Genomic DNA, 20,900 nt, shown 5'->3' on the forward strand with positions numbered 1-20,900 from the left:
CCGCAGCCCTTGACCTTAGCCATCAGACCCTAGCCGTATGGCACGAACCCCGGAGGGGTTCGGCGGAGCCCGGCGGGTGCGTCAGCAGCCGCCCTGGCGGAGTGGGGCTCGACGACCGGACAGCAACGCTGGCCGGGAGCCGAAGGGGGCCATCGCCCTGCCCTGTTTTCGGGTTATGGCCACGGAGCTGCAGCTGGAAAAGTTAACCAGCAGGACACCGGATATGACGCCCGGGATGAAGAACACAGGGAAAACCATGCTGAAGCCAGGTACAGGCAGGTAACTCATGGTGCTCTGACTTCAGCAAAATCAGGCAGGAAAGCCTGGAGTGTGGACAAGGCGGGGGGAGCAGAGGGGCAGCGCCGAAGGCGCGTCCCCCCTCCCCCGTTCCCCGCAGGGGAACAGCCCTTCCCGGAAGTTCAGGCGTGCGGTCGCGTCAGGAAGGAAAAAGGGGCTACCGGTAAACCGGTAACCCCTTCATAAAGGCGCTTCAGGCATGTCCAGACAGCCTCAGCCCCTTAATGGCGGGGGTTTCCCCCCGCCGGGGTTGGCTACTTAGCGGATTCGTAAGCCATGAAAGCCGCCACCTCCCTGTTCGTGTCCCTGTAACGGATTTCGCAGAGCGATTTCCGTGTCAGGTAAGTGAATATCAGTAGTGTGAGACACACAATCAATACACACCAGATCAGGGTATTTCGTGGCAGTTTCATAGCCGTCTTCTCCTTGCCTTGCGGCTGCTAAGAGGCTATTCTGTTGGTGTCTAGTCAAGCAGATGGCCTCGTTTGGTTGGTTAATGAAAATTAACTTCCTACGGGGCTTTCTTCTTTTTGCCACACAACCGGTAACAAACCACCTTCACGTCATGAGGCAAAAAGCCTCAAGCGCCATCGCCATTATATCCCGTTGTCGATCATCTGCCCAGGAATAACAGTCTGAAAACTGTATAAATCCTCATCGTTTTTCCGCGTCATTAAGTTCCTGACATCCCCAGCGCCTCACGAATTTCAGCGGCTCGCTGTTCGCTTCCGGCGGTCACGCCGGCGTTATAGACAAGGCTGATCATCGCCTGCAACATTTCCCAGTCATCCCGCTCCAGCCGGGCATCAAGACGGTACAGAATCTTCCCGCTTTCAGCATGCCGGAACACGGTACTCGTTTCTTTTTTGTCGAACCTGCGGCTGATAATGCTCAATATCCCTCCCGGTTATCCGTACCTTCTGACCACTCGCGGATCTGGTCTTCGAGCGCCTCAAGATGCCTGTCTATACTCTCAGCCAGCTGCTCGGTTTCGGTTTCCAGCCAGCCACTGAGTCCGTCCCACTCGCAGCACATCTCTTTCAGCTTTGCCGACATGGTACGGAGCTTGTTACGCTGGCTGCGGGCGACTTTCAGCTCCGTCTTGCAGGGGTTATTTCTCATTCTGCCCCCTGCTGATACCGCAACTTGTTCGGCACCTGCCAGCGCTCAGCAGTACGGACAGATTCCGGAGTCTCCCGCACGATAAACGGGATTTCGTACATCACTGCATACAGCGGCTCACCGCTGATGCGAAGCCAGTCAAGTTCCTTCAGCGACGTGAACCGCGACTGCCAGCGCCAGAACGGTGCGGCAAGCTCTGCCGCGTCAAACTCGTCGCTCCACCGGGTGTACCAGGTGCAGACGGTTTCCGGTGACTGAAAATTCAGGTCGATTTTCGCCTGCTCCAGCAGGTTCTGGCGCAGTTTCCAGCGCTGTTCGTACTCGCGGGACTGGCGGCGCAGCTGGCGCGTGGTCTTAATGCCGGACCTGTGCAGCCGTCGACCCGTGCGGGTGTGCATGACTTCAGGAAACAGTTCGGCCTGTACGTCAATCGTGAGCGGCAGCGGGCAGGCTTCGCCACTGGTGGCGATCATCGTGTTAAGCGCCTCCTCGACCTGTTTCAGGTTCGAATGACGGTTATTTGGCACCCAGTGCAGGCCAGGTATTTTATTGGCCACCGTGGCGTTGAGACGCCCGCTGCCCGTGAGAAGGCGCAGAAAAGTACGCACATACGGCATGGCGGGAAGTCGTGCGCCGCGTTCGCGGGCAGACTCAACATGGCTGATAGCCTGTATTGCAGCCTGACGGGCGGGCTTCAGGGAAACGAGCGCGTGTGAGGACGGGATCATGCTGTCACCTCCACGCTCATCAGGTTCACCACGGTGCTGGCTGTGCAGTTAAAGCGGCGCATACCTGCCAGCTGCGCGATCAGCTGGTTTATCCGGTCAGGCTGGAGCTTGTCGCTCTGGTAAAGGGTACGCACCACTTCACCGCCGGAGGAGAGCAGCACCAGAAGCCAGTAAGGCGAGACTTCGCCGGGGCTGCACACGCACAGATGCCAGTCATCGCTGCCGTCCGCGCTGAAGCGGCACTGGACGGGGAAGAAGCCGCCAAACTCGGTGCGGAACTCGGCGCAGACGCACCATCCTTCAGGTGTCGACAGAAGGCCGGTCACGGCATCGCTGAGGGCGCGGCGCGCGTCCTCGCCCTGCTGACGGATAAACTCCAGGTCTGTGGCGGTCAGTGTGTTGATTCGGTTCAGGTCATATTGCATGGTCATGTCTGTTCCCGCCGCCCGAAGGCGGCGGCCTCCTGTATTAAGCAGCGTGGTCAGTGGTGTGAGCGTCGGATTCGGTGGCTTCTTCAGCCTCAGCGGCTGGCGCTGGGCGCACCATCCAGTCAGGCAGCCAGCCCTGAGCATTCAGATCCTGCTCGGCGGCCTTCGCCGCATCGCGGCGCTTGAGCTTCACAACTTCACCCGCACGGGCGCTGAGTCCGGCTTCTTCATAGGCTTTGCCAATCTGGGAAATAGTGAGCTTACCGAAGTAGCTCTCAGCATCCGGCTGCCACCATTTGCGCAGGTCAAAGTCCAGCGCCGCTTCCAGCCCGTCCAGTTCACTTTTCTGCGTATGGTTATACATACGTTCCTGAATACCGTTGATACCGTGCGCTGCACAGAATCCCAGCAGGGTGTTCACCTGCTCTGCTGACCATGACAGCAGCCAGGTGACATCGAGATGCCAGTTTTCTGGCAGCGTTGCCTGAAGCGCTATTTTCTGTGCATTGAGCGCCGTCAGCGCCTTCCCTTCGTCACCGGATGGAGCCAGTGATGCAAGGTGATACTGATTCGAGGACACGGAGGCTTTCAGCGGTTGGCTGCGCTTGCCGTGGGTGCGATCAAAGAGCGCAAGACACAGCGTCCACGTCAGCAGCGCCACCGACACGTCAGGACGCCCCGCCAGTTCGGCCTGAACAGCCAGAGTACGTTCGGCTGACATGGCCTTAACCAGCGTTGCCGGATAGGCGTCAGCGGGAATGTCAGGCGTGGTGTATCTAATCACGTTCTTTTCACGTTCCTGACGCGCCTGTTCTTCTTCTGCCCGGTCTTCGTCGGTCAGCTTGCGGATACCAGGCTGAACCTGAAAATTGCTACCGTCCCATGACACCCAGATTCCGTGCGCGGCGCGAAATTCCGGCGTGGCTTCGCGGTACTTCGCCTCGCAGTAAATGTCATCGATCTGCTGCTGAAGCTCGTATTCGTCATCGTAGGTTTCAGTGGCTTCCCTTTGTTCTTCCAGCTCACTGACGCGCTTCTGTTCTTCTTCCGTGAGGACAGCTTTTGGCATGGCAAAACGGTACAGTTCACCGTCCTCACCGCTGAAGCTGAGTTCCGTCATACGGAACTCAGCCCAGCCCCAGCCCTGCTCCTGCTTAACACGGGCGGCGAGCACGGTGAGCTTGCCAGCCAACAGAGATTTCACCAGCGCAGCATCGGCAAAGGTGCTGTCCTTGTCGCTGAACAGGTCGGCGGTCAGCGTACCGCCAGCGGCGGTATAGGCTTCCTCGCCCACATACTCAAACATCGGGTGACTGATGGCCATCTTGTCGTCAGTCACCATTTTGCGCAGGGTCTGTACGGCTGGATCGCGCCACTGTTCAACAGCCTCTTTCCAGACCTGCTCCTGACGCTCATGGGTATCAGCAAGTGTCAGGACTTCACACTGTTCAAGGGAGATTTCATCCCGCGCCAGCGCATCCAGCAGGGAGGGGGCAAGATTCGCCAGTTTCAGGCAGCGCTGAACGTGGCGCGGGTGATAGCCCATCAGTGCGCCGATCTGAGAGGCCGTTTTACCTTCCTGCTGAAGAGTACGAAAACCGATAATCTGCTCGGCGGGATGCATGTTTTTACGTCGACCGTTCTCGATCATCGAGGCCGCCACAGCCATCTCAACGGGCAGGACTTTCACCGGAACAAACGGCGTGTCTGCATCGAGCACACCGCGCATCACCAGAATGCCTGTGCCTCTGCGACGACCTTCCCCGCCGACAATGCCGATCGTACCGTCCGGCAGTTCTGCACCGATCAGGTTCTGGAGGATGCCCATTGCCTGAATGCTGTCTGCCATCTCTTCCACTTCCTGATCGGTATGCGGAATGATGCGCGTGTTTAAGCCCGTGTGTGACAGGCGGGAGTACGGGAAGATTTGCACAGGCGTATCAGCGAGCAGCTGGACGAGCTTCTGCTCGGTAGACTGCGCGATTTTTTCCGCAGATTTTGTCTGACGGGTGGTCTTAGCTGGTTTTTTTGCCGTAGTATTGGTGGCGACCATGATTTTTACCTCTCAGTGATAGTTGTGGTTAGCCGTGGCCGGATTGCCCTCCGGTCACGGCACTCGGTTAACCGGTAATGCGTTTCGGGTGTGCTGCCAGTGCTGCAAAGGACGGATAGCCATCAAGAACCTGCATCATGACTTTTGCCCCTTCCAGCATCGCTTTATCCGTTACGCTGCCGCTGTTTTCACACACGTTGATCGTTGCCACGATCCCCGATTTCACATCTGAAAAACGCTCATACATGCGGTTGCTGAACAGGACGCGTTTGCCTCCTGCCATAACCTGCCAGTTGTTGCAGTCATTAAATCGGGTGTCCACGTTGTCAAACTCGACTACGTGGGTGTCGCTGGCCTGAATGCGCAGCAGCTTCACGATTTCGGTGCTCTGCCCGACCTTACGGGTCGCCGGACGGGTGTTAAGGTTCTGCATGTTTCCTCCTTCTCTGGGTTAAGGCCGGACATCCGGCCTCCGGTTAAAGCTGCACGTATTGCAGGTTGCGTTTCAGTTCAAAAAGAAAATCAGGCTCAAACGACCAGGCGCGCCAGTTAAGCGTTCCGTTGGTGCGGATCTCCACCTGCACGTCGCCGTATCGGGACACATCGGACAGGGTGACGGTGACACCCGCTTTCAGCGAAGTGGCCTGAGCCACCCACTCCCGTGCGACAGAAACAGGGTTTTGTTCTTCCCCCATCTTCCTGGAAGATTCTTGAGCGGCGGTTTTGACGTTGACGTTTCGTGTGTGCATCCTGGTTTTCTCCTGTGGTGATGGTTGTCCATCTCCCTGGTGAGTTCTCTCGCGGCAAAGGGCAAAGGAGCAACGGCGAAGGGCGGAAGGAAAGGGGCGGAGACTAAAGTTTTTGCGGCACGCAAAAAGTTTTGGCGGAGTGCATTTCACCCCTTGGATGACGACCCGACGGTGCTACGACAAGCCCTCCGCGTGAGGACGCACGGGGGATGGCCTCACCGGGGGAACAGGATGCACACACCCGACACGTCGGAACGGCGTGGCGCCATTAAAGCGACGGCATCAGCCGGCGCGGTGAAGGCGTTCCGGACGGCACGGCCGGAGAAGCCGCAGCCCTTGACCTTCGCCATCAGACCCTAGCCGTATGGCACGAACCCCGGAGGGGTTCGGCGGAGCCCGGCGGGTGCGTCAGCAGCCGCCCTGGCGGAGTGGGGCTCGACGACCGGACAGCAGCGCTGGCCGGGAGCCGAAGGGGGCCAGAAGTGGGATTCGGGTGTTTTGAGGGAATTTGCTGATCGGGTTTCAGAGCCGCCACGCCACGCCACGCCACGCCACGCCACGCCACGCCACGCCACGCCACGCAGGACCGTATCAGTGACAATTCGCCCTCACAATGCCTTTCATGTGCATCTCCCCGGGCTTACATCAGAGCGGGAGGGGGCAGCGCCGCAGGCGCTGGCCTTGCCGTCCGTCAGCCCGAAGGGATGACAGGGTTTTCGCGCGCGAACAGGCGGCGCATATGCCCCGCCCGGATTATTTACTGTGCATCCCCCTGACCGCCCTGGAGAATGAAGTGGCCGCAAAGATAAACGGCACACTGGCGGGTAGCCGATTCGCAGATCTCATCCAGCACTTTCGCCGTGGTTACGGGGTTGAGTCCGGATTCGCGACGTCGCTCGTTGATGAGCGTTTTATACTGGCGCAGGATGCTGCGGGTTTCCGGTGACAGTTGCATGGTGTTCTCCTTTTTTCAGTTTCCGGAGGCAACGCCTCCGGTTTCTCTGTCAGGCATCGAGCGCTGCGCGCAGGTTCAACATGACGTCGTTTTCTTCTTTCAGGGTTTCTTCTGCCGATCCGCCGCCATCCTCAGCGCATACGGCGATACGCTCCATTTCCTTCCCTGCAAGCTGCATCACCACCGCAAGCGCTGCTGCCGGAATGGTGACATTACGGTGTTTCCGTTTTTCTTCCACCATCACCTCAACAATGTTGTAGATGAGAGGGACACATCCGGAGGGATACAACTCTGCCTCCAGTCTTTCCATCACCACGTCGATCTCTTCATCACTGAGATCCCAGTCAATGCAGAGACCGCGAATATCGTTCCGGCTCCAGCTGGCGAATACAAATTTCTCGCCGTCATTATCGTCATCACGCAGCATTTCGATGGCTATCTCTTTTGCTGTACCAATCATGTTTTTCTCCATTAGTCGGGCGGCATTGCCGCCCGTGGTGAATCAGTCAAGAGCACGCCAGATCGTGGCGCTTTCAGGATGGGTATCAGCAAATGCCATAAGCTGCTCATAACGGCGGCAGAAGTGGCGGCACAGCTCCTCATGGTCATGGTTACTGTGGTGCCAGCTCCGGTGATTCAGTACCAGCGCCGTGAGGATGATCCCCGCCACCTCCCCGCTGACAGTCTGCTCAAACCAGTTGTCCGGATTGCACAGGGTCAGGCTCTCCACGTCAGGCGCCATATATCCGCCACCTTCCGGCAGCCGGTAAAACTGCCAGAATCCCCCCTGATACTCAGGGCAGTAACGCTGGGCATAGGCGTACACGGATGCCTCGGACGTCATAAAATCGCCGCCAAACAAATCAGGCAGGAAAGTCAGGCGCTGCGCACCCTCAAGACGAACAGCATCACAGGTCACGGTCTGGTTCATAGATCCTCCACGGTTAACATATTCTCGGTTCCGGCATCGCCGTGACGACACGACAGACCGGCGAAAAGCGGAGGACACAGGGGCGACGCCGCAAGCCGCAGCGCAAAGCCTTCACGGGCTGAATGCACCGTGAAGGGTGCGAACGGGTGAGGACGGAGGCGTCAGCGAACCCTTGTGGCCGATGCGGCCGGGCTACAGTGAAGTCACGGCGCATGCCGTCACCGCACGGAGCTTCAGGGGAGTTTCATTGTCCCGACGTGGCCCGGAGGGCAGCGGCGGATAGAAGCGGAAGGCACTGACATCCTTTTCGCTGTGGATGTCCACCGGTTGCCGGGGCGTTACCCCGGCTCTTTCCCTTACGCGGCCAGCGTCTCCTGTAATGCGTGAACGTCCTTCAGCTCATTCCTGACGGATTCAGGCTCCTGCCGCCCGGCTTCCCAGGCCATACCGATCCGGTTTTCCAGCTCGCATTCATAGTTACGCAGGACGCGGGACAGGAGTACCGCCGGAACACTCACCTGACGGTTTGCCACTTCCCGCTGACGGGCCAGGAGATCGCTGACAGTCAGATTATTTACCCCCTCCTGGCGGTATTGCGTCATTTTCATTTCGCCGATCGCCTTCATCAGATTCCGGATTTCAGTCCCGTCCGGTTCTGGCTGGGCTTCACGGCAGGCCACGCTAATCCCCTCTTCCGTCCAGACCAGCAGAACCAGGGGTTCGTCAAACGTGAACATGTTTTCAAGCTGTACACAAAGTTCTTCGCGGGTTCCGTACATCGTTTTTCTCTCTTGTAAGGTGTTACAGGCCGGGCATCAGCCCGGCAGGGTCAGTCAGTCCTGAAAGGTTTCGTCCAGCACCAGGGCTTCGCGGTAGGCTTCAAGAAGCAGGGTGTTGATCCGGCGCAGAGTCTGCGCAGCCATACGTTCGGTAAGCGTTGCCGCGTCGTGCCGGTGCTGCGATTCGAGGCGGTTCAGCAGCATCCGCACGTCACACATGGCATTGCTGAGCGCGGCCACGTCCGCGCGCAGGTGTTCAAGGCCCGGGTAGTTCATGCCGCCTCCGGATAGTCGGGATAAAACGCGCCGTCATTGGCCGCCGGCATCCTTCTTGCCCGTTCAACCTGTGCCAGACGTCGAACGCCGGCGGCGTGGTACTGCTCAAGCATCTCAATCCCGATATAGCGGCGGCTGGCTTCGGCGGCTGCCACGCAGGTGGAGCCGCTGCCGGCGAACGGGTCAAGGACAATAGCCCCCGGACGCGTGAGCGATTCAATCAGCGGCCGCAGGCTCTGCACCGGCTTCTCCGTCGGGTGATGTCGGTTGCCCGTGTATTTCCAGGGGATCACGTCCGGGATGGGACGGTCCGGGGTTTGCGGCCTTCCCTTTGCCAGCAGGTAGGCACTCTCATGGGTGTAACCCACGAACGTCGATTTTGAGGCGTAGCTCTTGGCAAAGACGATATGGCCAACCACCCGGAAACCGGCCGTTTTCCACGCATTCAGAAACAGATCCGCGCGGTTCCAGGCATAGAAACTCACCATCAGGCTGTCATTTTTCAGCACGCGGTACATTTCATGACAGGCGGGCTGGAGCCATTCGGCAGAGTTGTCCCCGGCCAGGGTGCGGCCGGTACGGTCCTTATAGCCAACCAGGTACGGTGGATCGGTAAGAATAAAATCGACGGCACGCGCCGGAAAACGGGACATCACCTGCACGCAGTCACCCAGAATAAAACGGGACATAGACACACTCCTCTCTGATATGCGGCACCCTGTTGCGCCGTGCCGCCACAAAAACCCGGCGAAAAGCGGAGGGCGCAGGGGCGACGCCGCAAGCCGCAGCGCAAGCCTTTCACGGGCTGAATGCACCGTGAAAGGTGCGAACGGGTGAGGACGGAGACAACGTGAACCCTTGCGACCACAGCGGCCGGGTTAGCGTGAAGGCACGGCGTTGAACACGCCGCCGGCTGGCGGCAATAAGGCGGAGGGAACCGACATCCTTCGGGACCGGTTCTGGTAGCTGATGAGTACGTGAGTGTATGGCAGAATGCACGCTGATAATGGATTCGCGCCGTTATCTGACATGTGTGCCTTTGATTTCAGGACGTCCCCGACCGGAGACGTCTTTTTTTGATTCGGATATATGGCAGGTGAAAGTGCGAAGTGATTATGTGATTATCAGCGCCGAAAACATCTTAAGGGTTTTCACCTGTAACGAATTGCATGGCTTCAGGACACCCCCTCCCCGGATGGTGTCCTTTTTTTCAGCGCCCCTTCACGTGGTCGATAGCGAACTGCAGCGTGTCCCAGTTAAAACCGATGCCTGCATCGTGGCTGTGGTCGCAGATACGCATGGCTTCTGCAATTTCCTCCTCCGACAGACTGCCATCAAGCGACAGAAAATCATCTTCCAGCCAGAACGTCCCCATACACAGTGCATCCGGTGGGTACTGCTTCAGCCTGGCGATGAGCCCTGCCACCGTCACATCATCACGACATGCAGGACGCGACGGCAGGACGCGATCGGCGATGTCGTTCCAGCACCAGTCATCGCACTCCGGTACAGGTTCCAGCAGGGTCTGTAATTCCACGCCCGGCAGCAGTGAGAGCTGCTCCAGAACCTCCCCCAGAGAAAGTCGCTCTCCGCTGGCATCTTCACTCCCCAGGTAATGGTGATTGATATAGACGGCAAACTCGCCGTTATCGAGTTCAATACAGGTCAGTCTGAACATGGTTGTGTCCTCAGCATCCGGCAACCTCTTGCGCCGTGCCGCCACAAAAACACGGCGTAAAGCGGAGGACGCCAGGGCGACGCCGAAGCCGCAGCGCAAACCCTTCACGGGCTGAATGCACCGTGCAGGGCGCGAACGGGTGAGGACGGAGACAACGTGAACCCTTGCGACCGCAGCGGCCGGGTTAGCGTGAAGGCACGGCGGGTAATTTTTTACGGGAGATAAAAAACGGAGGGAAAATTTCACATTAAATTAAAATGTGATTTACATCACAAAACAATACATTATAATCGCCGAAAAATTAAGCGTTTAGTTTTGACGGCAGGGATGAGATGTCACCCTGCCGTTTTTTTCTGAAGTGTACGGGGCCGGATTTAACGCGCAGGAGCTGCACCAATACGTCTCAGCGCATCCTCTACTTCACGCAGCCCAAAAATATCTTCCGACGGCTGCTCTTTTCCGGACAGGCTACATACCGTAAAGACGGCATTTGATGCGGTTAATCTCTCGCGGAACAACGCCTGCAGTGCCACAACGACCAGCGTACGTTCGTCTCCTGTCAGTTCTTCAAGCTGCATACTGTTTCCTTCAGGTTAATGTTCATATTTATCCCCGCCCCTCTGGTTTTTTCTCGTCAAACGCCAGGAGAACCCCGAGGCCGATCAGTGAGGCATAGCAGACCTGCATCGCGATAGTCACCGGCAGTGAGATGTTATCAACCAGAACGCCAGGAACCACGTCGGCCACGCCTGCCAGTATCATTCCCCTGCCGGTCTTTTTGACCCGTTCCGGCCACTGAGATTCAGGCACGTTCCGGGCGCGCAGAAAGTTATGAATGCACTGCACTGCTTTTTGTTTAATCACTGACATGCTCTAGTCTCCGAATGCCCGGCGCATATTTTTCTTTATGCTGGTCGCTTCAGCGGATACCGGTGCGGCAGGCTCCGCTGGTTTCTCCGGCACTGCAGCCATACTCACGTCAGCCGTACCAGCCATCTGCTGAACCAGAACCTGCAGCTCGCTGACCGTGCCGGGCGGTACCGGCATACTGGCCAGCAGACGCGGCAGCTCCGGTGCGGTCGTATGCAGGGCCAGACCGGTGATAATCAGGTTTCTCAGCAGCTCTCCGCGCAGGCGGGATGACACGCCCGTCAGCACACGCTCAACCCGTTCGCTGCTCCGGTCATCCTGAAGCGTCAGGGTGTAACGCCGGCGCTGGTATTCCGTCTCCGGTGACATGGCCAGAGCAGCCACGCCACCATCAGGCTCATCAGGAAGTCCTGAGAGTGAAGACCAGGTGCCGGATACCAGCGCCATCACGGCACAAAGCCGGATGGCACTCAGATGTCCGTCAAAGAACACCGGGATCAGCGCCGGTAAACGGGCATCCGTCTGGTACATCACCGCCCCGGCGGTGGCGGCGGTCCGGATGAAGTCACCGCGCAGGGGCTGTGAGATGGTGCTGATGGTCGCCATCGCCGCGATGTCGGTGCGACCGTCGCTGTGCAGATAGAAAGAATACTGGCCGTCCGGCACGTTTAGTCCTCTTTATTGTAAAGGGCAATCTCTCTGGCCAGCGCCAGCTGCGGATCGCCGATAACCTCGATACGGTCAGGAGCCAGAGGCCAGGCCTGACGGATAGCCTCTTCAATGAGGGATGCCCCTCCCCCGACCAGGAATACCCGGTTAACGTTCCTGAAGGCCGTCAGCTCACTGGTGACACGCGCCCCCAGGAAAGTGATTGCCTCTGTAATTTTGTTCAGAACATCATCAATTTTTCCGGCATCGTTGATCACTCGCTGCAGATACTGACGATCGTTGCGGTTGCGGATGACCGTGTCAGCAATAAGCGCGCTGGTTTCGCTGTCTGCAGTCCGCAGCGCGCCTGCAGCTGCACGGGTGACCTGTGACACGCCGACAGACGGATTACCGTGTACCGCACTGATATCATCAAACTGTCCGACAATCACGCCGGCATCGAGCGTGGTTCCGCCGAGATCGATAATCAGGGTGGTCTCAGCGGGTCCGGGCTTCAGCTCCGCGAGACGGGAGAACGCCGCCGGCAGTGATTCCGGCATCACCTTCACGTCCGTTACGGTAAATGCCCTGCCCTTATTCAGAACCAGCTCACGCATCAGGTTTTCCCGTTTGCGTCGGATGTTCTCCTCGTTCCGCTGGCAGTCCCCGTCATAATACTCGCTCAGGGGCAGCGTCACGGTCAGGCTCACCGGCTGCGGCTCAAGTCCGCTGTTCAGCAGGGCATGATGCACGGCCAGCAGGTTGAGATCACCGTACTGGTATTCCACGTTTGTCGTCGGGATGGCATCCCGGCTGACGCTGTCCCAGGTGTATTTCAGCGTGCCCACCTGATAGTTAAACGTTGCGGCACTGAATTCCGCCACTTTCCAGCCATGCCGGAAGGAGTTAGCCGAAACCCGGGTCTGCAGCTCGTTTCCTTCAAACCATGCCAGCTTAACATTAGTTGAACCATCATCGCAGTAAATATTCATCATTATGCTCCGTCAATTAAACTCAATTTGATAAATATTATAAGAGCAAAATGGAAAAATAAAAGCCTTATCTCTCATTGTGAGTAATTTAAATATCTCATAATGATATTAAATAGCATTTTGAGTAACTTAGGTTACTCACCCTGTTCATGAAGCAGGTGATCTGGATTATCCTCACGCTGTTAAATATACTGTATGCATAACCAGTATATTTAGACGTCAGGAGGAAAGATGAAACTGCAGCTTTTCAGCACCGGGAAAGCACTCCCGCCACAGGCCCGTCCGTTGTTTGCAGACCTGGCCAGCTGCGGTTTTCCCAGCCCTGCCGCTGACTATGTCGAGTCCGACCTGGATCTCCATGATTACTGCATACGGCACCCGAGCGCGACTTACTATCTCCGTGCCAGCGGTGACAGCATGTCCGACGGCAGCCTTTACAATGGCGATCTGCTGGTTGTGGACAGTGCAGAGAAGCCCCGGCACGGCGATATTGTTGTGGCCAGTGTGCAGGGGGAGTTTACGGTTAAACGGCTTCTGCTGACGCCACGACTGACGCTGCAGCCAATGAACGCCGCCTGGTCGCCGATTTATCCCGACCCGGACGATCTGGATATCTTTGGCGTCGTCACGCACATCATCCACCGCCCGAGGGAGATGTACTGATGTTTGCCCTGGCCGATGTGGACAGCTTTTATGCCAGCTGCGAACGTGTTTTCCGCCCTGATTTGAAAGGAGAGCCGGTTGTGGTGCTCAGTAATAACGATGGCTGCGTCATCGCAAGAAGTGCCGAGGCAAAGCCCTGGATCAAAATGGGCACGCCGTGGTTTCAGATGAAAAACGAAACGTACCCGGAAAAAATATACGCGTTCTCAAGCAACTATGAACTTTATGCCTCGATGTCAGCGCGCGTGATGAGCTGCCTGGAGGAGCTGGCCCCAAGGGTGGAACAGTATTCGATTGACGAGATGTTCCTCGACCTGACCGGCGTTGAGCACTGCATGGACCTGGAGGACTTCGGCCGGCAGCTGCGTCAGCACGTGTATGACTGTACCCGTCTGACCATCGGCGTGGGTGCCGGGCCGACGAAAACCCTGGCAAAATCAGCCCAGTGGGCCTCAAAGGAGTGGAAACAGTTTCGTGGCGTGCTCGCCCTGACCCGGGGGAATCCTCAGCGAACGCGGAAACTGCTTTCACTGCAGCCGGTCGAAGAGATCTGGGGCGTGGGAAACCGTATTGCACGCAAGCTCAATGTTCTTGGCATCAGGACCGCGCTTGATCTGGCCCTGACGAACCCGGCCTTCATCCGGAAAAATTTCTCCGTCGTTCTCGAGCGAACAGTGCGCGAACTGAACGGGGAAAGCTGCATGTCGCTTGAGGAAGCGCCGCCTACTAAGCAACAGATTGTCTGCAGCCGCAGTTTTGGCGAGAAGATCACTGAATACGATTCGCTGCGCCAGGCCGTCTGTCAGTACGCAGAACGGGCCTCAGAAAAGCTGCGTAAAGAGCGCCAGTACTGTCGGCATATTTCCGTATTCATCAAAACGTCTCCGTTCGCCGTTAAAGAGCCTTACTATGGCAACGTGGCCACGGAGAAACTGCTTACCCCCACTCAGGACACCCGGGACATCATTGCGGCCGCCACAACGGCTCTGGAGCGTATCTGGAAGGAAGGGCACCGGTATGCCAAAGCCGGTGTGATGCTGAACGACTTCACCGGCTCCGGCGTTTCGCAGCTGCAGCTGTTCGACGAACGTCCTCCACGTCCTCACAGCGCTGAGCTGATGAAGGTTCTCGATGGCATTAATCATTCCGGGCTGGGACAGGTCTGGTTTGCAGGACGAGGGATTGCGCCTGCATGGCAAATGAAACGCAATATGCTCTCCCCTGCGTACACCACCCGCTGGAAAGATATTCCCGTTGCGAGGATCAGATAAATTCTGCTTTTCAGAGAGAGCCAGTAGTGCTCGCCGCAGCCGAACGACAGGGCGAAGCCCGCGAGTGAGCGAGGAAGCATCAAGGAACAAAACGAACATAATCTTCTTACGCACCTAATACAGGAATCACTGTAACGTCTCAAAATCGGTATTGTGCTAGAAACAGCTGAACAGAGTGGGACCGTGGTCCCAGTTAAATCCGGTGTGTGGCATTGACATTCTGGGCGGGGTTGCCGGTGAGTTCTGACACGCAAGTAAGAGGTGGGACCATGGTCCCAGTTAATCTTGTGTGTGGAATCAGTATTCCGGGATGGATTACCGTCTGAGTTCTGATATGCAGGTTGAGGGGTGAACCGTGGTACTAGTTAAGAAAAAGTAGCAGAAACTAGATCTTAGATTGTGGTAACAATCAGGGTGGGACAAGAAATCAGATCTTTTTAACGACACAGGGCTATAGTGCAGAGAATAACTGCTCCGGGTGTATATATATATTCCGAAGCAGCATATAATGCATTAAGGATATTGGAAATTAATGATAACGCTCGCTTGTATCATTAAACAGGCTAAACTTTTTGTAAGTCGCGCAGTATGCTTTCTATCTTCTCAATACACCCGGCAGGCAAACGAGATTTATCAAGATTAAAAATCACCTTATCGCCTTTGTATAGGGCTGTCGCACCAGGTACAAATTGATGACGGGTATTAAGGTTAACTTTTTTACCTGATGGCTCTTTCAGAACATCCATCAGTAAACCAATAACTTCCTCGGATTCAAAGATAACTCCCGCTTTCTTTTGCTCATGAAGCTGTTGTGTCCGTTGCAACAATAAAGCTTCTTTTCCCGAAAATGCTTTGTACAGCAACTCCCCAGAGCGGGCGGAAAGTTCACCAGGATGAGTAAACAGGGCAACCACTGATTTTGGCAAATGGGCCGTGTTGATGCAACGCGTGATGATTTTACGGGAAATATTCTCAGCTTCAGCCAGAGCAGAGATATTGCCTTTAAAATCATTTTCCAACCGCTGTGCATAGCGCTTGCCCCGTTCATAAGCACTGACTGGGCGGTAATCATTACCTAACCTAGATAACGACATCATCTGTTCGTCATCGAGATCGCCCACGAGAACGCGATAATCCGATGATGTCATTATGGCGGCCTTACGGCGACGACTGCCATCTGCAATCTCAATTACACCTTCTACCCGTCGTCCGAACGCAGGCGTCTGCTGACCACTCAGGAGAAAAGAGGGGATCAGATCATCAAGCGCGTCTTCGGTCAGTAGTTCCTGGTCACGTTCATTACCTGACCAGACTCTTGATGCCGTTTCAACACTCCCGCACGGGATGGCTTCTAGAACAAATTTCACTTCCCGGCCACAAACCGGAAGCAGAATGGTATTCCCGCGGGCCATAGCTCCCACCCGTGCAATTAATGAATCAACCATCGGTGCCGCGGGTGCCGCTGACGGTTCAGTTTCGGGGCGGATATCTTTTACGGTATGTTTTGGAATGACTGGTGCACGTTTCATTATCTGATCTCCCAGCGAGGTTTAATCAGACGATCAAAAATTTCATTACAGACAGGCTCCCAGATAGAAAGCGCATTTCGCCATGCTCCTGTAGATGAGCGCTGATCGATAGCTTGCTCAAACACCGTTCTCATACGGATCTGACCTTTACCGACTTCGTCGGTCTCGCGAACAACGTTTTTCAGTACCATGCTTCCCCAGGCATCGCGGATCTGTTCTTCCATCCAGGGTGACTGTGAGCCATTGTTATTACTGTACTTGGTCAGAAGAATTCTGACGTCAGGTTCAAAACCCTGCAGGTCCACGTTTTTTAACAGATCGCGCAGCATGTCAAAAAACTGAAGGGCAGAGGTGTAATCAAATAACTCTGCTGGCGTTGGCACGATGAGTACATCAGCAGCACAGACGACATTGATGGTACCAATACCGAGGTTCGGTGCACTGTCGATAACAATGACATCATAATCATGAGCCACCGTTTCGATGGCTAGACGAAGCATCATATGAGGTTCTGTCGGCAGTTTCCCGTTGTCAAACCTTCCCATGAGCTCTGTCTCAATACGATGCAGGGCCAGGCATGACGGAATGATGTCGAGACCCGGCCAGCAGGTGGGTTTGACAGCATAGGCTGCATCATCGCGCTCACCAAGATAAAATGGTAGCAGTGTGTCTTCGGCATGGATATGCAAATCAGGGACCCAGCCGTGGTACATGGAGGCTGTGCCCTGTGGATCGTTCCCTTCGACAAGCAGTACCCGCAGCCCTTTCAGCGCCAGATCCTGTGCCAGGTGGACAGATACCGATGTCTTATAGACACCCCCTTTATGTGCTGCCACCGCGATGAGGGGCGGAACGCTGTCATCAGGACGGCGCAGACGGGTGCCAAATACATCCCGCATATGGTTAATTTGTTCAATGGTGTAGCCCACCCGCTGCTCCACACGTCCACGCATTTCCATATCAGGATGGGGAAGGCGTCCTGCTTTTTCTGCATCACGGATTGCCTGAGAAGAAACGCCAATTAGATCGGCGGCTTCACCCACACGCCAGCGACGGGTAATTTTCCTAGCTTCCGGGCTATCATCGTTAAACTGTGCAATCGCGATAGCTTTCGTCATTTCATGACCGGCCGTAATGCACTGGTCAAGCGTTTCCATCAGTCCCATTCTCTGTTCCTTGTCATCATCTTTGCATTAATCTATTAAATCTTGGTGAAATGCGCAAAGCAACATTAAAATTGCAAACCATCTTAAAAATTGCAAAGCTGATCAAAATGTAGCCGTATTCAGTTTAGCATCGGCCTGAAGGTTGTCGCATGCTTCAGTCATATCATCCGCTCGCCGCAGAAAGCGTGCGCACGCATGCGCAAGCGTCGAGGAAGCGGAATTACTGCGTACTAACAGGGTATGGCTGACGCTCTGAAGCTAACGAAGATCCACCGGATGGATCTGAATGGTGAGGAATTGACTACAGTATGCAGATTATTGACTGCGGTATGAAGCAGAACAGGAATAGAGAAGGGTAATGAAATGTATTTTTCTGCATATCACAGTCAAGATTATTGCCTTTCAGGGTGTTGTATTACTGGGTTGTTGTACCAGGATTCATATTGTGTCATGTCAGTTGTCCATATGTACGGGATGCTGGCAGTTATTCCATATTTCGATCCAGTAAATGATCCTTAAGGAGATCATGGTGAGATCAAAAAGAGATCCCCGGATCGTGCAGCGCCCCGCTACGCCTGAGCGCGGAGACTGTCTTCATTAACTGTGGTGTGTGGTATGTTGACTGTTGTGTGCAGGATCACCTATTGCGGTATGCAATTGTATTAACTGGGGTATGTATTTCCGTTGACTGTGATATGCGTATATACTTTCCTTTGTGGATAACCGCGGGTTAATAAAATGGCTATGGAAAATAATGAGTTACCCCTGAATCTTCAGGAGGTCAACAAGACAACGGGCGAAGTTGTTAAGCTGGATGTCAACAGCGCCAGTACTGTTCAGCCTGTTGCCCTCATGAGGCTTGGTCTGTTCGTTCCTACACTGAAATCGACCTCCAGGAGTAAGACGAACCGCAAAAACGTCACGGATGCGACTGAGGAGCTCGTACAGCTGTCTATTGCCCGGAGTGAAGGGTATACCGATGTCAGGATCACCGGATCGCGCCTCGATATGGATACGGACTTCAAAGTCTGGCTTGGGATCATCCGTTCAATGTATGATTTTGGCGTCAAGGATGACACGCTCAAGCTGTCTTTTGTTGAGTTCGTTAAAATGTGTGGCTTTGACTCCCGGCGCTCTAACAAGAAAATGCGCGACAGGATCAGCAACTCCCTGTTTAAGCTGGCATCCGTAACCCTCAAGTTTCAGAGTGAAACGAAAGGGTGGACTACGCACCTAGTTCAGTCTGCCTATTACGACATCACTGCTGATGTCGTGGAGATCAGGGCAGAGCCCAAGCTATTTGAGCTTTATCAGATGGATAGACGGGTCCTGTTGCGTCTGAAGGCGATCGATGCCCTGCAGCGTAAGGAGTCCGCACAGGCACTCTATACCTACATCGAAAGCCTGCCGCAGAATCCGGCCCCAATCTCAATGAAGCGCATGCGAGACAGACTCAACCTGACGTCTAACATCTACACGCAGAACCACACGGTGCGCAAAGCTATGGTGCAGTTGAAGGATATCGGCTATCTGGATTACACCGAATTCAAACGAGGCCGGGCCACCTACTTCAGCGTGCATTACCGTAATCCGAAACTCATCAGTAGCAAAGTCGTTGTTCCCCGTGAGCCGGAAGAGGAAGTACCTGAGCAGAACTATGACGAAGTGATTAAAGCCCTGAAGGCTGCAGGTATTGATCCTCAGAAACTGGCAAAAGCGCTCGGCAGCGTGAAACCGGAAAATGACTGAGGTATGCCGTTTTAGGGTTTGTTGACTGTGGTATGCGTTCTGCATACCACAGTCAATTTATACTGATTCATCATCCCATTTAGGTTTTGCCTGCCTTGACTGCGATATGCGGATACGCCTACCGGGGTATTGATATTGACTGCGGTGTGTGGAAGAGCGGTCAGTCTGCTGAACATCTTCACTGCGATATGTGTTCCTTCATCACTCAGTCAATATTGTGCGTCAGGCCGGATGCCCTGAGCCCAGTACTTTCACAAAGGGTCTTAACCTGTCGAGAACAATGGATTCCGGGGTCAGCGTCTGGGATTCACCGATCCGCACACCAGTGTTTCAGAAAGTGGAGAACAGCATGTAATGGCGCAGATCCGGCATATAGTAGAGCAGGGCTTTCACTTCGGAGGAGAGTAGGTACGCCGGGTGTCGCCGGTAAAGGTGGCTATCCTTCTGAATCGCCACGGATAATCTAGACACTTCCGAGCCGTTGATAATATTGATTTTCATATTCCGTCGGAGGCATCTGAGCACTCGAACCATGCCGACGCTTACTGTTATAAAACATTTCGATGTAATCAAAAATATCGCTGCGTGCTTCTTCCCGTGTTGCGTAGATCTTTTTCTTTATCCGTTCACGCTTCAGTAGCTGGAAAAAGCTTTCTGCAACTGCGTTGTCGTGACAGTTACCACGACGGCTCATACTGCCCTCCAGACCGTGTGATTTCAGGAACGACTGCCACTCATGGCTTGTGTACTGACTACCTTGATCAGAATGAACCAGCACCTGTTTTTGGGGATTACGTCGCCACACGGCCATCAAAAGCGCATTCAGAACAATATCTTTTGTCATCCGGGGTTGCATTGACCAGCCGATAACTTTGCGCGAGAACAGGTCAACAACTACGGCCAGATACAGCCAGCCTTCGTGGGTTCGGATGTAAGTTATGTCCGTTACCCAACGTTCATCCGGTGCTTCCGGGTTGAACTGTCGCTGGAGCCTGTTGGGTGTCACGATACTGGCTTCATCTTTACGCGCTCGTGGGCTTCGATACCCGACCTGAGCTTTTATTCCGGCACGCTTCATCAGCCGCCAGACCCGGTTAATCCCACATTGTTGCCCGCTATCTCGCAAGTCGAGATGGATCTTGCGATAGCCATAAACGCAACCGGACTCCAGCCAGAACTGTTTGATTTGTCCTGTCAGTCTGAGATCCGCCTGATGCCGTGGTGAATGCGGCTGCTGAAGCCAGGTGTAAAACCCACTCGGATGAACATTCAGCACCCGACAGAGCAGACGAACAGGCCAATAACAGGAGTTGTCACGGATAAAGGCGTACCTCAGTCGGACAGCTTTGCGAAGTACGCCGCGGCTTTTTTTAATATGTCCCGTTCGTCAGTAACCCGCTTCAGCTCCTTCTGGAGTCGGCGGATCTCGGCCTGAGCATCTGACTGCTCTTTGTTGGTGGAAGAGTCCGGCCCGTATTTCTTTATCCAGGCATAAAGGCTGTGGGTAGTGATATCGAGACGTGTTGCGACACTGGAAACAGAATGCCCACGATCAACAACCTGCTTGACGGCTTCAATTCTAAACTCTTCAGGATAACGCTTACTGCTCATATGCACCTCTCTTTAAGTCATCTTAAATGACTCTGAGGTGTCTGTTAAACCTGTGGCGATTCAATCTGTTACGAATCCAGATTGGTTAAATAATGCGCTTAACGTACAAAAATTTCCGTTCTCCAAACTGACCCCAGTTAAAAGCGTTACTCTATCAACTATCCAGCTGTGCCGGGTAGCCACAAACTACCAATTTTAGCGGGTGTAGAATAAACATATGATTGTAAAAGAAATAGTATAAAAAATCGTTTTTTTTATTTCCGCGATATAAATCTATACTGCACACACTCTCCTTCATAAAAACAAAAGAATAAACTTCACTATAAGAATATTTTAGATATTTATATTTAATTTTAGATTGTTGTCAGCGTAATGCGTTAGATTAATTACTTTATATCAATATTT

At 54.6% G+C, this 20,900-nt stretch carries 25 protein-coding genes and 2 pseudogenes; 3 read left to right on the plus strand and 24 right to left on the minus strand.

The features are described 5' to 3' along the window. Positions 1-551 precede the first annotated feature (551 nt). The 20 genes and pseudogenes from ACOQH0_RS23870 to parM form a co-directional block, all read right to left on the minus strand. The gene (locus ACOQH0_RS23870) at positions 552-674 is read right to left on the minus strand and encodes a type I toxin-antitoxin system Hok family toxin (RefSeq protein ID WP_224776414.1); all 123 of its coding nucleotides are present in this window, start codon (positions 672-674) and stop codon (positions 552-554) included. After that, a pseudogene (locus ACOQH0_RS23875) lies at positions 619-834 on the minus strand (DUF5431 family protein); the annotation flags it as partial. The pseudogene ACOQH0_RS23875 and the gene ACOQH0_RS23870, both read right to left, overlap by 56 nt. Positions 835-970: 136 nt before the next feature. After that, positions 971-1,192 carry a hypothetical protein gene (locus tag ACOQH0_RS23880; RefSeq protein ID WP_081758237.1) on the minus strand — a complete coding sequence of 74 codons (222 nt, stop codon included), beginning with the start codon at positions 1,190-1,192 and terminating at the stop codon, positions 971-973. Then, a complete protein-coding gene (locus ACOQH0_RS23885; RefSeq protein ID WP_032664444.1) occupies positions 1,189-1,419 on the minus strand; it encodes a hypothetical protein in 231 nt (76 codons plus the stop codon). The genes ACOQH0_RS23880 and ACOQH0_RS23885 overlap by 4 nt, the downstream gene beginning before the upstream one ends. After that, positions 1,416-2,147 (minus strand): plasmid SOS inhibition protein A, encoded by a 732-nt coding sequence (locus tag ACOQH0_RS23890; protein WP_032664447.1) that lies wholly within the window; start codon positions 2,145-2,147, stop codon positions 1,416-1,418. The genes ACOQH0_RS23885 and ACOQH0_RS23890 overlap by 4 nt, the downstream gene beginning before the upstream one ends. After that, a complete protein-coding gene (gene psiB, locus ACOQH0_RS23895; RefSeq protein WP_063409761.1) occupies positions 2,144-2,578 on the minus strand; it encodes a conjugation system SOS inhibitor PsiB in 435 nt (144 codons plus the stop codon). Before psiB ends, ACOQH0_RS23890 begins: the two co-directional genes overlap by 4 nt. Before the next feature lie 37 nt (positions 2,579-2,615). Further along, complete coding sequence (locus ACOQH0_RS23900; protein ID WP_421512416.1) at positions 2,616-4,628, minus strand: ParB/RepB/Spo0J family partition protein; 2,013 nt, start codon at positions 4,626-4,628, stop codon at positions 2,616-2,618. Positions 4,629-4,695: 67 nt separating this feature from the next. Beyond that, a complete protein-coding gene (locus ACOQH0_RS23905) occupies positions 4,696-5,061 on the minus strand; it encodes a hypothetical protein (RefSeq protein WP_032641231.1) in 366 nt (121 codons plus the stop codon). Between the two features lie 43 nt (positions 5,062-5,104). Continuing rightward, positions 5,105-5,377 (minus strand): hypothetical protein, encoded by a 273-nt coding sequence (locus tag ACOQH0_RS23910; protein ID WP_023337954.1) that lies wholly within the window; start codon positions 5,375-5,377, stop codon positions 5,105-5,107. A 757-nt stretch (positions 5,378-6,134) separates the two neighbouring features. After that, complete coding sequence (locus ACOQH0_RS23915) at positions 6,135-6,332, minus strand: hypothetical protein (RefSeq protein ID WP_032664460.1); 198 nt, start codon at positions 6,330-6,332, stop codon at positions 6,135-6,137. Between the two features lie 49 nt (positions 6,333-6,381). Continuing rightward, on the minus strand, positions 6,382-6,792 hold the full coding sequence (locus ACOQH0_RS23920; protein WP_032664463.1) for a DUF1380 family protein: 411 nt from the start codon (positions 6,790-6,792) through the stop codon (positions 6,382-6,384). Positions 6,793-6,834: 42 nt separating this feature from the next. After that, positions 6,835-7,263: an antirestriction protein gene (locus ACOQH0_RS23925; RefSeq protein ID WP_008502215.1), complete on the minus strand. Its 429-nt coding sequence runs from the start codon at positions 7,261-7,263 to the stop codon at positions 6,835-6,837. A 356-nt stretch (positions 7,264-7,619) separates the two neighbouring features. Next, positions 7,620-8,042, minus strand: coding sequence for a DUF1380 family protein (locus ACOQH0_RS23930; protein WP_126349177.1), 423 nt, complete (start codon positions 8,040-8,042; stop codon positions 7,620-7,622). 54 nt (positions 8,043-8,096) lie between these two features. Further along, positions 8,097-8,318: a hypothetical protein gene (locus ACOQH0_RS23935; protein ID WP_013087144.1), complete on the minus strand. Its 222-nt coding sequence runs from the start codon at positions 8,316-8,318 to the stop codon at positions 8,097-8,099. Next, on the minus strand, positions 8,315-9,007 hold the full coding sequence (locus ACOQH0_RS23940) for a DNA methylase (protein WP_023327695.1): 693 nt from the start codon (positions 9,005-9,007) through the stop codon (positions 8,315-8,317). The genes ACOQH0_RS23935 and ACOQH0_RS23940 overlap by 4 nt, the downstream gene beginning before the upstream one ends. Positions 9,008-9,528: 521 nt before the next feature. Further along, positions 9,529-9,996: a hypothetical protein gene (locus tag ACOQH0_RS23945; protein ID WP_023327694.1), complete on the minus strand. Its 468-nt coding sequence runs from the start codon at positions 9,994-9,996 to the stop codon at positions 9,529-9,531. 374 nt (positions 9,997-10,370) lie between these two features. Next, positions 10,371-10,574, minus strand: a complete 204-nt coding sequence (locus ACOQH0_RS23950) for a hypothetical protein (RefSeq protein WP_407365199.1) — start codon at positions 10,572-10,574, stop codon at positions 10,371-10,373. A gap of 28 nt (positions 10,575-10,602) precedes the next feature. Beyond that, positions 10,603-10,866, minus strand: a complete 264-nt coding sequence (locus ACOQH0_RS23955; protein WP_421512417.1) for a hypothetical protein — start codon at positions 10,864-10,866, stop codon at positions 10,603-10,605. Positions 10,867-10,869: 3 nt separating this feature from the next. Beyond that, the gene (locus ACOQH0_RS23960; protein WP_421512418.1) at positions 10,870-11,532 is read right to left on the minus strand and encodes a plasmid partitioning/stability family protein; all 663 of its coding nucleotides are present in this window, start codon (positions 11,530-11,532) and stop codon (positions 10,870-10,872) included. A gap of 2 nt (positions 11,533-11,534) precedes the next feature. After that, positions 11,535-12,506: a plasmid segregation protein ParM domain-containing protein gene (gene parM, locus ACOQH0_RS23965; protein WP_421512488.1), complete on the minus strand. Its 972-nt coding sequence runs from the start codon at positions 12,504-12,506 to the stop codon at positions 11,535-11,537. A gap of 231 nt (positions 12,507-12,737) precedes the next feature. On the opposite strand from parM, the gene umuD reads away from it, so the two are divergent. Next, a complete protein-coding gene (gene umuD, locus ACOQH0_RS23970; protein ID WP_063417392.1) occupies positions 12,738-13,169 on the plus strand; it encodes a translesion error-prone DNA polymerase V autoproteolytic subunit in 432 nt (143 codons plus the stop codon). Beyond that, positions 13,169-14,440, plus strand: a complete 1,272-nt coding sequence (locus ACOQH0_RS23975) for a Y-family DNA polymerase (protein ID WP_421512419.1) — start codon at positions 13,169-13,171, stop codon at positions 14,438-14,440. The genes umuD and ACOQH0_RS23975 overlap by 1 nt, the downstream gene beginning before the upstream one ends. A 563-nt stretch (positions 14,441-15,003) precedes the next feature. Here ACOQH0_RS23975 and ACOQH0_RS23980 read toward each other — a convergent pair. Both ACOQH0_RS23980 and sopA read right to left on the minus strand, forming a co-directional pair. Then, entirely contained in the window at positions 15,004-15,969 is a 966-nt protein-coding gene (locus ACOQH0_RS23980; protein ID WP_421512420.1) for a ParB/RepB/Spo0J family plasmid partition protein, read from the minus strand. Beyond that, complete coding sequence (gene sopA, locus ACOQH0_RS23985; protein WP_421512421.1) at positions 15,969-17,135, minus strand: plasmid-partitioning protein SopA; 1,167 nt, start codon at positions 17,133-17,135, stop codon at positions 15,969-15,971. The genes ACOQH0_RS23980 and sopA overlap by 1 nt, the downstream gene beginning before the upstream one ends. A 738-nt stretch (positions 17,136-17,873) precedes the next feature. Between sopA and ACOQH0_RS23990 the strand changes: the two genes are divergently transcribed. Then, entirely contained in the window at positions 17,874-18,884 is a 1,011-nt protein-coding gene (locus tag ACOQH0_RS23990) for a RepB family plasmid replication initiator protein (protein ID WP_045325859.1), read from the plus strand. A gap of 243 nt (positions 18,885-19,127) precedes the next feature. Here ACOQH0_RS23990 and ACOQH0_RS23995 read toward each other — a convergent pair. Beyond that, a pseudogene (locus ACOQH0_RS23995) lies at positions 19,128-19,330 on the minus strand (site-specific integrase); the annotation flags it as partial. A 17-nt stretch (positions 19,331-19,347) separates the two neighbouring features. Further along, positions 19,348-20,495, minus strand: a protein-coding gene (locus ACOQH0_RS24000) for an IS3 family transposase (protein ID WP_421512422.1) whose coding sequence is annotated in 2 segments (ribosomal slippage) — positions 19,348-20,258 and positions 20,258-20,495 — 1,149 coding nt in all. Because the reading frame shifts where the segments join, the coding sequence is not laid out codon by codon here. Positions 20,496-20,900: the final 405 nt, after the last annotated feature.

The organism is Enterobacter sp. JS8-1 (assembly GCF_049187015.1).
In the GTDB taxonomy this organism is placed as follows: domain Bacteria; phylum Pseudomonadota; class Gammaproteobacteria; order Enterobacterales; family Enterobacteriaceae; genus Enterobacter; species Enterobacter mori.